Raw genomic sequence first — 14,062 nt, 5'->3', positions numbered from 1 at the left:
GGCGGCGACGGCGCTGGGGGCGCTCGGGCCGCGCGCCGCGGTGGCCGCGCCCCGGCTGCGCGGGCTGCTGGCGCACGAGGAGCTGTGGCTGCGGGTGGACGCGGCGGTCGCGCTGTGGGAGGTGACCGGCCGGTCGCAGGAGACCACCGAGGCCCTGCTCGCCGACTGGGAGCGGAGCCGTCATGTCCGGGTCCGGGTGGCAGAATGCGTGGCACGGATGGGGCCGGTCCCCGAGGGGTCGGCCGCAGCACACGTCCTGCGGAGCGAACTCGCCTCCGTACGCCGTCACAACGCGATGGACGGCGGGTACGGCAGTCATGACATCCACGAGGACGAGAAGCTCCTGGAGCTGTGCCGACGGGCACTCCGGGGGACGGGGAAAGGGACCACGGCATGATCATTTTCGGTACCAAGGGCTACCTCTACCAGCTGGCCATCCTGACGATGGTCTGCGGCTGGTGCGGCAATCCGGCGGCGCACACCCTGCGCAAGCGGGTCACGAAGTTCACGCTGTTCTTCGTGCCGCTGTTCCCGTTCTCGACGAAGTACGCCACGCAGTGCACCTTCTGCGGCGGGGAACAGCAGATACCCAAGGAGCAGGCGGACCAGCTGCTCGCCCAGGCCGCGGCCGGGCAGGACGGCGCCGCGCACGGCCAGGCCCCGCAGCAGCCCGGCTTCACCCCGCCCGGACAGAACCCGTACCAGCGCTGACCCGGGACCCGTACCGGCGCCGATCCGGTCGGCGGCCCAAGGCTCTCCTCCTGGAGCCACGAACCGTCACGCAGAGATACGAAGTCGGCATTGTGTGCGGGTGTCCGATTAGGGTGTGAGACCGCTGTCGTCGTAGGAGGAGGCGAGCCGTGCGCCCGCACCGCGTCCCGGCGGCGACCCGTACCGCCGTGTTCGCCGTCGCCGCGCTCGCCCTGCTGTCCGGCTGCGGCGGGGCCGGCGGGCTGAAGAGCGCCGGGGACGCGCCGTCGGCCGTCGAGCCCAAGCACCTGTGGCCGGATCTGCCGCCCGCCTCCTCCGCCCCGTACGACTACGGCGAGGGCGAGACCGCGCGGATCCCGGGCATCCGGGTGTCCGGCGGCGATGTGCGCCGGCTGGACCCGGTGACCGTGGCGCAGGCCGGCCTGAAGGCCAGGACGAACCGGGACAGCGGTCTGGACGAGCTGCCGGACGCGACCGTCCGGCAGATCAAGGCGTGCCGGACCGCCCCGGACGACTGCCCGGTGCTCGCGCCGTACTACCGCGACCTGACCGGCGACGGCAGGGACGAACTGGTGCTCGGCATCCGTACGCCCGATCGACAGCTCGCCGTGCGCGTGTACATGCCGGACAAGGGCGGGCTGACCCGGATCATGTCCACCTACGATGCCGTCATCAGCGTGGAGCTGGCGGGCCGGGACGTGATCATGCGGGCTCCGTCGGTGATCCCGGGGTACGAGTACCGCACCGCGTGGTCCTGGGACGACCGGCAGCGCGCGATGCTGCCCACCCGGGACGAGATCCTCCGGACGCCCGAGCACCGGAAGGCCCCCAAGCCGCGGCGCACGCCGACGCCGTCCGCCGGCTCCGCCACCCGTACACCTTCGGAATCGCCTTCGGAATCGCCTTCGGAATCGCCTTCCGCGACACGCTCCGCATCACCGGCGGAGACGCGATGAGACGTCGACGCCGGCTCCGATCGCCCTCCTGGACCGCGAGCCTCACCTGGAAGTCCGCGGTCTTCCTGACCGCCATGTGCTGCACCCTGGCCGCCCTCCTCGGCGTTCTGGTGCACACCGCGGTCACCCGGCAGACCGTCGACCACGCCCGCGAGAAGGCGCTGGCCCGGCTGGAGGTGGTCACCGACGCGTACGAGGCCGGGGAGCCGCTGCCCCGGGGGTCCGGCATCGACCCGCCGGGGCTGCCCGCCTCGCTGCGCGCCCTGGCGGCGGGCGGCGAGCGGGGCACCGTCGTCGCGGACGGACCGCACCGGCCGGGCGACCCGGACGGGCAGGGCGGCCCCGCCATGTGGGCGGCGGGCCCGGCGGACGGGCGGGCGCTGGCCACCTGGACGGACTACAGCCACAGCGCCCGCACCATCGGCGGCCTCGACCGGGCGATCATCGGCTCCTCGCTGCTGGCCATCGCCGCCACCCTGCTCGTCGGGCTGTTCGCCGTCGGCCGGGTGACCCGCAGGCTCCACCAGAGCGCCCGGGTGGCCCGCCGGATCAGCGCGGGCGACCTCGATGCCCGGGTGAACGACCCGCGAACGTCGCGTCCGGTCCGGGCCCAGGACGAGGTGGCGATCGTGGCGGGCGCGCTCGACACCATGGCCTCGACCCTCCAGCGCAAGCTCCAGACCGAGCAGCGGTTCACCGCCGATGTGGCGCACGAGCTGCGCACCCCGCTGACCGGTCTGTCGGCCGCCGCCGAGCTGCTGCCGCCGGGCCGCCCGGCGGAGCTGGTGCGCGACCGGGTGCGGGCCATGCGGGCGTTGACGGAGGACCTGCTGGAGATCTCCCGCCTCGACGCCCGTACCGAACAGGTCGACCTCGCCGTGCACGATCTCGCGCCGGTGGCGGAGCGGGTCGTGCGGGCGTCGGGCACCGACACCGAGGTACGGGTGAGCGGCGCGGCCCGGGTGGAGACCGACCGGCGGCGGCTGGAGCGGGTGATCGGCAATCTGGTGGCCAACGCCCACCGGCACGGGGGCCCGCCGGTGGTGCTGAGCGTGGACGGCGCGGTGGTCTCCGTACGCGATCACGGCCCGGGGTTCCCGGCGTATCTGCTGGACGGCGGGCCGCAGCGGTTCCGCACGGACGGCGCGGGCAAGGGCCACGGGCTGGGGCTGACCATCGCCCTCGGCCAGGCCCAGGTCATCGGCGCCCGGCTGGACTTCGGCAATCCGCCGGACGGCGGGGCGCTCGCCCGGTTGACCCTGCCGGAGTACGTGAGGCTCGACGACGGGGATTCCGCCGGGAATCCGGGCCAGGACGGGGGCCCGGAGGGCCCGGACACCCCGGACGGCTCAACGGAGGACCACCCTCACGCATCGTGACGCGTTGCGGACCGTAAGTGGCGAACTTAGCGTGACCAGCACGAGCCCAGCTCGTGTCCCCCACGGTCCCTTTCCTCATCGCATGGAGGCAGCATGTCCCCCCTGTCCCGCCCCTCGCGGCTCCGCCGGCTCGGTCTCTGCGTCGCCACCGGCACGCTCGCGGCGCTCACCGCCGCCGCCCCCGCCGCAATGGCGGCCGACCCCCAGCCCGTCGGACAGCGCGCGGAGGCCACCGCGCCGGACCCGACGTCCGACGAGCTCTCGGCCTCGGCCCTCCAGCGCGAGCACGAGGCGCAGCAGAAGGAGGCCCGCCAGGAGGCGCAGAAGCAGGGCCAGGCGAAGCCCCAGGCGCCCAAGCGGACCTACAAGGGACGGGTCATCGCCAAGCCGTACCTGCTGCTCCGTGACAAGCCGACCCGCAGCAGCCGCATCGTCGGCTCGGTGAAGTACGGCTCGGTCGTGAACATCTTCTGCAAGACCACCGGCGACAACGTCGACGGCAACAACCGCTGGTACCTGCTGACCGACGGCACCTGGGCCTGGGGTTCGGCGCGCTACATCGAGAACATCGGCTCCGCGCCGAAGTGGTGCTGACCTCTCGTCACCCGCACACCCGCGTGTCCGTCCGCCCGTGGAGTCCGGCCCCTCGCCGCGCGCTCCACGGGCGGACCCGTGCTCAGGTAGCACCGGCCCGAGCGGGGCTGACATGAGCAAAGGTGTGACATAAGGGAAATACCTCGCACCTCTTGCTACGTTGCGGAGCATGACCGCAACGACGGCGGACGCTCCCCCGCCCGAGCTACGCCTGCCCAAGCGGCGCGGGGTGGAGCTCACCCTCCTCGTCGGAGGCGTCCTGATCTCCGTCCTCGGCTATGCGGTGGTCGGCCTCGCCCACGACGGCGCCGTGCCCCCCGATGTCGCCGGGTACGGCGCCGGGCTCGGCGCGCTCGCGCTGCTCGCCCATGTCGCGGTCCGTTTCCGGGCCCCGTACGCCGATCCGCTGCTGCTGCCGATCGCGGTCCTGCTCAACGGTCTCGGTCTGGTGCTGATCTACCGGCTCGATCTGGAGACCCCGAGGGACCAGGCCGCGCCCACCCAGCTCGTCTGGTCCACGCTCGGCGTCGCGCTGTTCACCGTCGTGGTGGTGCTGCTGCGCGACCACCGGGTGCTCCAGCGGTACGCGTATCTCTCGGTGGCCGCCGCGCTCGCGCTCATGATCGTGCCGATCTTCTTCCCGGCCGTGAACGGGGCGAAGATCTGGATCCGGATCGGCGGACTCTCCTTCCAGCCCGGCGAGTTCGCCAAGATCCTGCTCGCGGTGTTCTTCGCCGCCTATCTGGCGGCCAACCGCAACGCGCTGGCCTACACCGGCCGCACGGTGTGGAAGCTGCAACTGCCCGCCGGGCGGGTGCTCGGGCCGATCGTGGCGATCTGGCTGCTGAGCGTCGGCGTACTGGTGCTGGAGCGCGATCTCGGCACCTCGCTGCTGTTCTTCGGGCTCTTCGTCATCATGCTGTACGTGGCGACGGGCCGGACCGGCTGGATCGCGGTCGGTCTGCTGCTGGCCTCCGTCGGAGCCTTCGTCGTGGGCTCGTTCGAACCGCATGTCCACAGCCGGGTGCAGGACTGGCTGGACCCGTTCGCCTCGATCGACGCGGGGCAGGGGCCCGGCCAGCTCGCCCAGTCGCTGTTCGCCTTCGCGGCGGGCGGGATGCTCGGCACCGGGCTGGGCGCCGGCCACTCCATCCTGATCGGCTTCGCCGCGAAGTCCGACTTCATCCTGGCGACGGCGGGCGAGGAGCTGGGGCTGAGCGGGCTGACCGCGATCTTCCTGCTCTACGCGCTGCTCGTGGCGCGCGGCTACCGGGCCGGGCTCGCCCTGCGCGACCCGTTCGGGCGGCTGCTCGCCATCGGTCTGGCCTCGATCCTGGCGCTCCAGGTGTTCGTGATCGCGGGCGGGGTGATGGGGCTGATCCCGCTGACCGGGATGGCGATGCCGTTCCTCGCGCAGGGCGGCTCCTCCGTCGTCACCAACTGGATCATCGTGGCGCTGCTGATCCGGGTCAGCGACGTCTCCCGCAGACCCCACCCGGAGCAGGTGGAGACCGGCGTCGTCGCGGCGGCCGTGGAATCCGGGGTGGACGACCGGTGATCCGCTACATCCGGCGGGCCGCCGCCTTCTGTCTGCTGCTGCTCGTGGCGCTGCTCGTCAACGCGGCCCGCGTCCAGCTCTTCGAGGCCGACGAGCTGGACGCCAACCCGGCCAACCGCCGCAACAGCATCGCCCGTTACGACCAGCCGCGCGGCAACATCCTGGTCGGCGACCGGCCCGTGACCGGCAACAAGGAGACCCGAGAGCAGCTCAGCTTCGAGCGCACCTATCTGCACGGCCCGCTGTACGCCCCGGTGACCGGATACGCCTCGCAGACGTACGGCACCACGCTCATCGAGAACGCCGAGGACGCCGTCCTGTCCGGTACGGATTCGCTGCTGGCGCCGCTGCCCTTCGGGAACGAGTTCACCCGGGGCCGGCAGCCGGGCGGCGATGTCGTCACCACGATCAGGGCGTCGATGCAGCAGGCCGCGTACGACGGGCTGAGCGGAAGGCGTGGCGCGGTGGCGGCCCTGGATCCGTCGACGGGCGCGATCCTGGCCCTGGTCTCGACCCCGTCGTACGACCCCGAGCGGCTGTCCGGGACCGGTGCGGCGGTGACCGAGGCGTGGACCCGGCTGAACGCGGCCAAGAGCCTGCCGATGCTCAACCGGGCCATCCGGCAGACCTATCCGCCGGGCTCCACCTTCAAGATCGTGACGGCGGCCGCGGCGCTGGACTCCCGGGCGGTGACGGACGCCGACGCGGCCACGGACACCCCGTCGCCGTACGTCCTGCCCGGTACGAGGACGACCCTGCCGAACGAGTCGAGCGGCTGCGAGAACGCCTCCCTGGCGGACGCGATCCGGGTCTCCTGCAACACCGTGATGGCCCATCTGGGCGTGGAGGTCGGCCTCGACGGGATGGTGGACGCGGCGGAGAGGTTCGGCTTCAACGACGCCGGGCTGCGGATCCCGTCCGGGGTGGCGCGGAGCAACTTCGACACGGACATGAGCGAGGACCAGCTGGCCCTGTCCTCGATCGGGCAGTTCAACACGACGGCGACGCCGCTCCAGATGGCGATGGTCGCCTCGGCGGTCGCCAACGGCGGCGATCTGCGCCGCCCCCATCTGGTGGACCGGGTGACGACGAACGACGGGGACACGGTCCGGCAGGAGGGCTCCCGCCCGTACGAGCGGGCGATGAACCCGTCGACGGCCGTGCAGCTCCAGCGGATGATGGTCGACGTGGTGGAGAACGGCACCGGGTCGAACGCGGCGATCGACGGGGTGAAGGTCGGCGGCAAGACCGGTACCGCCCAGCACGGCGTCGACAACTCCGGCCTGCCGTACGCCTGGTTCATCTCCTGGGCCCAGGCCCCCGACTCCGGCCGCCCAGCGGTCGCGGTGGCGGTGGTCGTGGAGGACGCCTCCGCCGACCGGGCCGACATCAGCGGCGGCGGCAGCGCGGCCCCGATCGCCCGGGCGGTGATGGAGGCGGCGTTGGAGGAGTGAACCCTGCCGGTGCATCGGGGCAGCGGCAGACTGGCCCCATGACACGGATGCCGTCCGCGGTGGCGCGGGCCCTGGAGCGGATCGACCGGCTGGACCCGGCGCTGCACGCGTTCATCGAGGTCTGGCCGGACGTGGCGCTCGCCCGCGAACGGGAGGCCGTGGCGCGCCGACTGCCGCTGGGCGGGCTGCCGTTCGCGGTGAAGGGCCCCGCCGGGATCCGCTCCTTCGCGGCGCGTCGGCTGATCGCGGCGGGCGGGGTTCCGGTCGGCGCGACCTCGGTGCCCGGGCCCGGCACCCACTGGCAGACCTGGGGGCAGGGCGCGCACGGCCGTACGGTCAACCCGTGGCGGGCGGACCGTACTCCGGGCGGCTCATCGGCCGGGTCGGCGGTCGCGGTGGCGGCGGGGATGGTGGAGCTGGCGACGGGCAGCGACGGGGCCGGTTCGGTCCGCATCCCGGCCGCCTGGTGCGGGGTGTTCGGGCTGAAGACGACGAACGGGCTGCTCCCCTCGCCCGACCGGTCCGGGCTGGCGTCGGCCGGGGTGCTCGCCCGGTCGGCGGCCGCGGCGGAGCCGTATCTGCGCCGGGTGCTGGACGGGTACGAGCCGTCCGCCGCGCCTTCCCCGCCGCTGCCGGCGGTGTACAGCGAGGATCTCGGATTCGCGGACGTGGACCCGGAGGTGGCCGCTGTCGTCGGCAGGGCGGTGGACCGGCTCGTCGCGGCGGGGACGGTACGCCTGGTGGAGCGCGACGCCGGGCTGCTCGACCCGGTCAGGGCCTGGACGGCGGTACGGGGCGGCGCGCCGGACGACCCGGAGGCGGTGCGGGTGCGGCGGACGAACGACGAGCGGCTGGACGCGCTGCTCGCCGGTGGGGCCCTGCTGCTGACCCCCGCCACACCGAACCGGCCGCACGGCCACGAGGGCCCGGGCGACTTCTACTCCACGGCGCTCACCTGGGCGTTCAACCTGAGCGGGCATCCGGCGGCGAGCCTGCCCGCCGGATTCACCGGGGACGGCTGCCCGGTAGGGCTCCAGCTGGTGGCGGCGCACGGCGCGGACGTCCGGCTGCTCGCCGCGGCCCGCGCGGTGGAGGACGCCCTGCCCACCGCACGGAGACCGCCCGCGGCGGCGAGGTGATGATCCTGGCGGGGCGGGCGCTCGGCGGCCCCGAGCAGGCGGCCGACCCCGGGCGGTGGTTCGACCCCGGGCGGTCGTTCGGCCCCGGAGAGCGGGCCCCAGGACAGCGGACCCCGGTCAGCCGATCGGCTTGCGGGCTTCCTCGCGGACCTTGGCCGTCTCCGCCGCCGCGCTCGCCAGGTCCACGGACTTGGCGTCCTTGAGCACGGATTCCGGGCGGATCAGCGCGACCATCGCGGCGGTGTTGTCGTCGCCCCAGGCGCACATGGGAATGTTCACGGTGCCGCCGGCCTCCTTCGACTGCACCACCTGGCACTCGACCGTGATGTCGTACCCCTCCGGTCTGAACTCCTTGGGGGGCACGACGAGCTTCGCGCCGTCGGCCTCCGCCGCGCCCTTCATGATCTCGCCGCGCATGAACCCGGGGCTGGCCAGCCGCCCGTACATCCCCGAGAGCACCAGGGCGCCGCCCTTGGCCGAGGCGTAGTGCGCGACGACCGCCTCGGCGTTCCGGATGCTGGGGTCGGGGGTGTCCTCGATCTCCTTGCCCTCGGTCTCCGACAGGTCCTGGCCGAGGCTGAACTCGCCGTCCAGGAGCTTCTTCTGCACGGTGAGCCGGTACTCCGCTTTCGGGTACACCAGATCGCTGCCCTTGTCGGCGATCTGGGTGACGCCGTAGACGATGCCGCCCGCCGCCAGCACCGCGCCGACGGCGATCCCGACGATCAGCCCGGTCCGCTTCCTGCGCGGCGGCTGCGGACCCGCCGGCGGCCAGCCGCCCGTACCCGGGCCGCCGGGTATGCCGGGCTGCCCCCAGCCGCCCTGCTGGGGCGGGGGCGGGGGCTGCTGCGGGTAGCCGTAGGGCTGTTGCGGCACGGACCCCGGTGCGACCGGCGGCGGGCCGTAGGGATTCTGCGGGGACGGCGGCCCGTAGGGGCCCTGCGGCGGGTGCGGCGGGGTGGTCATGGGCTCACGTTACGACACGTTCGCGAACGGATTTTCGGTCAACGGCTCCAGCCCGCGCAGCCACTCCTCCGGCGCCCCGGCCGTCCCGGCCGCCGCCCTTACCACGCCGCCGCCACCGGGGGGGCTGCGGGCGGGTTCATCGTCATGCCAGCATCGTGACCGCCGGGGCCCGTCCGCGTACATCCACTACGGTTCCGCCCTCTCCCGCACCCCCCTCTCCCGCTCCCCGTTCGACGCCCCCTCGTCGATCGCGTCCGCGACCTCCGCCACCCGGGCCTGTTCCTCGGCGGCGAAGCGTTCGCGGTCCAGTTCCTCGGCTATCTCCTCGTCCTGCGACATCAGCAGGTCGAGGTTGGAGTCGCCGAGTTCGAGGACGCCCATGTCGACGTACGCCTTCTGCAGCCGCGGGCCCCACAGGCCGATGTCCTTGACGCACGGGACGATCCGGCTGAACAGCAGCTTGCGGAAGAGCTGGAGGTACTCCGAGTGCTCGGAGAGGTCCTTCGCCTCCTGCTTGCCGATGCCGAAGTTCTCCAGGACCTCGACCCCGCTGAGCCGGTCGCGCATCAGGTAGCAGCCCTCGATGACGAACTCCTCGCGCTCGCGGAGTTCGGCGTCGCTCAGCTGTTTGTAGTAGTCGCGCAGCGCCATCCGCCCGAAGGCGACGTGCCGGGCCTCGTCCTGCATGACGTACGCGAGGATCTGCTTGGGCAGCGGCTTGGTCGTGGTGTCGCGGATCATCCCGAAGGCGGCCAGCGCCAGGCCCTCTATGAGGACCTGCATGCCGAGGTAGGGCATGTCCCAGCGGGAGTCGCGCAGGGTGTCGCCGAGCAGCCCCTGGAGGTTGTCGTTGACCGGGTAGAGCATGCCGATCTTCTCGTGCAGGAACCGGCCGTAGATCTCGGCGTGCCGCGCCTCGTCCATGGTCTGGGTGGCGGAGTAGAACTTGGCGTCCAGGTCGGGGACGGACTCCACGATGCGCGCCGCGCACACCATCGCGCCCTGCTCGCCGTGCAGGAACTGGCTGAACTGCCAGGAGGTGTAGTGCTTGCGCAGCTCGCCCCGGTCCTTCTCCGTCATCTTCGCCCAGTGCGGGGTGCCGTACAGCGTGAGCGCCTCGTCGGGGGTGCCGAGCGGGTCGGCGGGGTCGACCTCCAGGGACCAGTCGATGCGCTTGTCGCCGTCCCACTGCTTGTCCTTGCCCTTCTGGTAGAGGGCGAGGAGGCGTTCGCGGCCGTCGTCGTAGTCCCAGCTGAACCGGGCGGCTCCGGTGGCGGGGACCTGCCAGACCGGTTCGGCGGGCGGGGTGGTGTAGAGGTCGTGAGTGGACACGGACGGCTCCTTCGCCTCGGACAGCGGGACGTGATCGACAAGTTCCGTGACGCCGAAGGCAGTTGAGCGCGTGCGTCAGCCGCCTCCCCGGCAGGTTCACACGTTGGTAGACAGCGGGTCAACAAGTCGTACGGAGTCGCGCGGAGTCCTGCGCAAGGGATTGACGGCCTTGCTGACAAGCAGTCTCATAAGGAGTGACCGCCGGTAACCCCCGTTCCCGGTAACCCCTGTGTGAGGTGCTCCCGCCATGACGACCGTCACCGCTCGCGATGTGACCGTGCTCCGCGACGCGCTCGGGCCGCTCCGCGACCGCGAGCAGATCGCCCTGCGGCTGCTCGAATCCTCGGCCAAGCACTCCTTCGACCCCGACACCGAACTCGACTGGGACGCGGCCGTCGAGGAGGGCAGGTGGTTCTGGCCGCCGGAGCTGCTCTCGCTGTACGACACTCCGATGTGGCACCGGATGTCGGAGGAACAGCGCCTGGACCTCTCCCGGCACGAGGGTGCCGCGCTCGCCTCGCTCGGCATCTGGTTCGAGATCATCCTGATGCAGCTGCTGGTCCGGCACGTCTACGACAAGCCGGTGACCAGCAACCACGTCCGCTACGCGCTCACCGAGATAGCCGACGAGTGCCGGCACTCGATGATGTTCGGCCGCATGATCGACTGGGGCGGCGCCCCGACGTATCCGGTGCCGCGCGTCTACCACAACCTCGCGCGCGTCCTGAAGACCGTCTCCACCACCCCCGGCTCGTTCGCCGCGACCCTGCTGGGCGAGGAGATCCTCGACTGGATGCAGCGGCTGACGTTCCCGGACGAGCGGGTGCAGACCCTGGTGCGCGGCGTGACCCGGATCCATGTGATCGAGGAGGCCCGGCACGTCCGGTACGCCCGGGAGGAGCTGCGCCGCCAGATGGTGACGGCCCCGCGCTGGGAGCGCGAACTCACCAAGGTCAGCTGCGGCGAGGCGGCCCGGGTCTTCTCCGTCTGCTTCGTGAACCCGCAGGTGTACGAGAACGTCGGCCTGGACCGCCGCGAGGCCGTCGCCCAGGTGAAGGCCAGCGGGCACCGCGCCGAGGTCATGCAGTCCGGCGCGAAACGGCTCACCGACTTCTTCGACGACATCGGGCTGCTGAACGGCGTCGGCCGCCGGCTGTGGCGAAGCTCCGGCCTGCTGGCCTGAGGTGTATCGCGGGTCAGCGCTTAGGCTCGGTGGCATGACCTCCACCGCCGCAGTCCCGCCGCCCCGGGCGACGTACCGCAGGCTCAGCGTCGAGGAGCGCCGCTCCCAGCTGCTCCTCGCCGCGCTCGGCCTCTTCGCCCACCGGGCGCCCGACGAGGTCTCGCTCGACGAGGTGGCGGTGGCGGCCGGGGTGTCCCGGCCGCTCGTCTACCGCTACTTCCCGGGCGGGCGGCAGCAGTTGTACGAGGCCGCGCTCGGCTCGGCGGCCGACGAGCTGACGCTGTGCTTCACCGAACCGCCGGTCGGCCCGCCCACCGAGCGGGTCGCCCGGGTCCTGGACCGCTATCTGCGCTTCGTCGACGAGCACGACACCGGGTTCAGCGCCCTGCTGCGCGGCGGCAGCGTCGTGGAGACCTCCCGTACGACGACGATCGTGGACGGGGTGCGCCGGGCGGCGGCCGACGAGATCCTGCGCCATCTCGGGCGGATCGGCGGGGCCGGGGAGCAGCCCGCCGGGCCGAGGCTGCGGATGATGGTGCGCAGTTGGATCGCGGCCGTCGAGGCGGCCTCGCTGATCTGGCTCGACGACGGGAAGCGGCCGGACGCGGCCGAGCTGCGCGGCTGGCTGGTCGACCATCTGATCGCCCTGCTCACCGCGACCGCCGCCACCGACCCGGAGACCGCGGTGGTGGTGAACGAGCTGCTGGCCCTGGAGCGGCCCGACGGCCCGGCGGGACGGCTGGCGGAACGGGTGATTCCGATCGTCGCGGAGGCGGCGCACCTGCTGTCCCCGGCCCCTGCGTCAGACTGACCGGGTGAAGAGCGAGAACACCCCTTTCCGAGGCGGCCCCCTGGACGGCCGGGTCCTGCCGATCCTGCTCGGCCCGACCGGCCACCCGCCGAAGTGGTACGAGGTCCCGGTGCCCTCCCCCGACGGCGGCCCCGCCACCGTGTACGCCTATCAGCGGGTCCCCGCCGGCCACACCAAGCGGCTCGGGATCCAGCGCGGCTGGGTGTACGAGTACGCCCCCGGCGGCCGCGAGCAGCGCACCCCCAAGTGGCCCTGGTCCAAGCCCCCGAGCCGCGACTGAACGACGGCGGGCGGCTCCCGCGTACGGCACAGGCCCTAAGATCGACGGTCAGGTGCCGAGCGACGGGTCACTCGGTCGCCGGAGGACGGTCACAAGGGGGGTGCGCCATGGAGGCGCTGCGTCAGGACGATCCACGCCGCTTCGGCCGCTTCACCGCGCTGGCCCGCTTCCACGAAGGCGCGAGCGCCGTACGGTACGTGGCCCGGGACACCGCCACCGGCGAGGTGGCCCTCGTCACCGCCGCGCGCCCCGAGCTGGCCGCCGTACCGGTCTTCAGCCGCCGCTTCCGGGCCGAGGCACGCACCGCCGAGCGTCTCGCGGGCGGCTGGGTGAGCCCGCTGCTGGACACCGGCGAGGAGCCGGAGGCCCCGGCGGACGGGCCGGAGCCGCTGTGGACGGCGGCGGGTTACGTGCCCGCGCTGCCGCTGGCAGAGGCGATCGGGATCGCCGGTCCGCTGCCCGAGCGGGCCCTGCGGATACTGGGCGCGGGCATCGCCGAGATCCTCTCCCGGGTGCACGCCTCCGGGTCCGTGCTCCAGGGGCTGGCCCCCGGCACGGTGCTGCTGGCCAGCGACGGGCCCCGCCTCACCGCCTTCGGCCCGCTGGGCGCCGCCGCGTCGGCGGAGGTGGGTCCGGGCGGCCAGCTCTCGGTACGGCTCGGCTATCTGACGCCCGAGCAGATCGAGGGCAAGGAGGTCTCCGCCGCCTCCGACCTGTTCGTCCTGGGGCTGCTGCTGGCGTACGCGGCGACCGGGACGACCCCGTTCACGGAGGGCCCGCCCGAGGAGGCCGCCCGCCGGATCGCCGAGGACGAGCCCGAACTCGACGCCGTACCGGAGCCGTTGCGCGAGCTGATCGCGAGCTGCCTGGCGAAGGACCCGGCCGAGCGGCCCGCCGCCGGCACGGTCGCCGCCGAACTGGCCCTGGAGGGCGCGGCGGGCCTCGCCCGGGGCGGCTGGCTCCCCGAACGGCTCGCGGCGGCGGTCACGGACCAGGAGGCGCGGGTCCTGGCCCTGGAGGTACCGGAGGAGGAGCCCGGGGCGACCGGGGAGACGGAGACCGCACAGCCCGGGCCGGAGGCTTCGCACCCCGAGCGGGAGGAGGCCTCGTCGGAGCCCGAGCCGGTGGAGACGCCGAAGTCCGCGTCGGAGTCCGCGCCGAAGTCCGCGTCGGAGGAGGCCCCGGAGCCCGAGGACGCCAGGCCGGTGCCCGCGTCTCCGGTGGACGCGGCCGCGGCGTCCGCGCCGGAAGGGCCTCCGCAGCCCGAGGACGCCCGGCCCGCCGACCCTCGCGTCACGCCGGAGCAGAAGGCCGCGCATACGGCGCCGGAGCCCGAGGACGCCCGGCCGCTGCCCGCGTCTCCGGTGGACGCGGCCTCGCCCCAGGGGCCCCTCGCCGCGCCGGTGGCCGCGAGCGACGGGGACATCGGTGAGGACCGGGGCACCACGCGGTTCCTCAACACCGGACCGCGACCGCCGCAGAACGACCGCCCGACGACCCAGCTGGCGCTCCCCCACGAACTCACCGCATCCCCGGGCACCGCCCTCGTCCCGGCGGCCCACCCGATGCCGCCCGCACTGCCCGCCGCCCCCGGCACCCCGCAACAGCCGCACCAGCAGCCGCAGCAACACCCGAGCCCCACGCACGGCGGGCCCGCCCCGTACCCCGCCGCCGCGCTGCCGGCCGGGCCCGCGGGGCC

General features: G+C 73.3%; 13 protein-coding genes and 1 pseudogene. 12 read left to right on the top strand and 2 right to left on the bottom strand.

Annotated elements, in window-relative coordinates; genetic code table 11:
• The 8 genes and pseudogenes from G3I54_RS18210 to G3I54_RS18175 form a co-directional block, all read left to right on the top strand.
• Positions 1-397 (top strand): annotated as a pseudogene (locus G3I54_RS18210) (PBS lyase); the annotation flags it as partial.
• Entirely contained in the window at positions 394-711 is a 318-nt protein-coding gene (locus G3I54_RS18205) for a zinc-ribbon domain-containing protein (protein ID WP_164615919.1), read from the top strand. The pseudogene G3I54_RS18210 and the gene G3I54_RS18205, both read left to right, overlap by 4 nt.
• A 149-nt stretch (positions 712-860) precedes the next feature.
• Positions 861-1,667, top strand: a complete 807-nt coding sequence (locus G3I54_RS18200) for a hypothetical protein (protein ID WP_164615918.1) — start codon at positions 861-863, stop codon at positions 1,665-1,667.
• A complete protein-coding gene (locus G3I54_RS18195; RefSeq protein WP_164615917.1) occupies positions 1,664-3,046 on the top strand; it encodes a HAMP domain-containing sensor histidine kinase in 1,383 nt (460 codons plus the stop codon). The genes G3I54_RS18200 and G3I54_RS18195 overlap by 4 nt, the downstream gene beginning before the upstream one ends.
• 93 nt (positions 3,047-3,139) lie before the next feature.
• Complete coding sequence (locus G3I54_RS18190; protein WP_164615916.1) at positions 3,140-3,640, top strand: SH3 domain-containing protein; 501 nt, start codon at positions 3,140-3,142, stop codon at positions 3,638-3,640.
• 169 nt (positions 3,641-3,809) lie between these two features.
• Positions 3,810-5,198, top strand: a complete 1,389-nt coding sequence (locus G3I54_RS18185; RefSeq protein WP_164615915.1) for an FtsW/RodA/SpoVE family cell cycle protein — start codon at positions 3,810-3,812, stop codon at positions 5,196-5,198.
• On the top strand, positions 5,195-6,652 hold the full coding sequence (locus G3I54_RS18180) for a penicillin-binding protein 2 (protein WP_164615914.1): 1,458 nt from the start codon (positions 5,195-5,197) through the stop codon (positions 6,650-6,652). The genes G3I54_RS18185 and G3I54_RS18180 overlap by 4 nt, the downstream gene beginning before the upstream one ends.
• Positions 6,653-6,690: 38 nt before the next feature.
• Positions 6,691-7,791, top strand: coding sequence for an amidase family protein (locus G3I54_RS18175; protein WP_164615913.1), 1,101 nt, complete (start codon positions 6,691-6,693; stop codon positions 7,789-7,791).
• A gap of 117 nt (positions 7,792-7,908) precedes the next feature.
• Here G3I54_RS18175 and G3I54_RS18170 read toward each other — a convergent pair whose 3' ends face one another.
• Positions 7,909-8,757 (bottom strand): hypothetical protein, encoded by an 849-nt coding sequence (locus tag G3I54_RS18170; RefSeq protein WP_164615912.1) that lies wholly within the window; start codon positions 8,755-8,757, stop codon positions 7,909-7,911.
• 186 nt (positions 8,758-8,943) lie between these two features.
• Complete coding sequence (locus G3I54_RS18165; RefSeq protein ID WP_164615911.1) at positions 8,944-10,089, bottom strand: ferritin-like domain-containing protein; 1,146 nt, start codon at positions 10,087-10,089, stop codon at positions 8,944-8,946.
• A 247-nt stretch (positions 10,090-10,336) separates the two neighbouring features.
• Here G3I54_RS18165 and G3I54_RS18160 point away from each other — a divergent pair, with 247 nt between their 5' ends.
• From G3I54_RS18160 to G3I54_RS18145, 4 genes are all read left to right on the top strand, one after another.
• Entirely contained in the window at positions 10,337-11,272 is a 936-nt protein-coding gene (locus tag G3I54_RS18160; RefSeq protein WP_164615910.1) for a diiron oxygenase, read from the top strand.
• Positions 11,273-11,306: 34 nt separating this feature from the next.
• Positions 11,307-12,083 (top strand): TetR/AcrR family transcriptional regulator, encoded by a 777-nt coding sequence (locus G3I54_RS18155; protein ID WP_164615909.1) that lies wholly within the window; start codon positions 11,307-11,309, stop codon positions 12,081-12,083.
• Positions 12,084-12,087: 4 nt separating this feature from the next.
• Positions 12,088-12,363, top strand: coding sequence for a hypothetical protein (locus tag G3I54_RS18150; RefSeq protein ID WP_164615908.1), 276 nt, complete (start codon positions 12,088-12,090; stop codon positions 12,361-12,363).
• Positions 12,364-12,470: 107 nt separating this feature from the next.
• A partial coding sequence (locus tag G3I54_RS18145) for a protein kinase (RefSeq protein WP_164615907.1) occupies positions 12,471-14,062 on the top strand: 1,592 nt, incomplete at its 3' end.

This window comes from Streptomyces sp. SID14515 (assembly GCF_010548505.1).
GTDB classification, from domain to species: domain Bacteria; phylum Actinomycetota; class Actinomycetes; order Streptomycetales; family Streptomycetaceae; genus Streptomyces; species Streptomyces caviscabies.
Note: the sequence above shows the minus strand (reverse complement) of the source record. Positions and strands in the feature narration are given on the sequence as shown.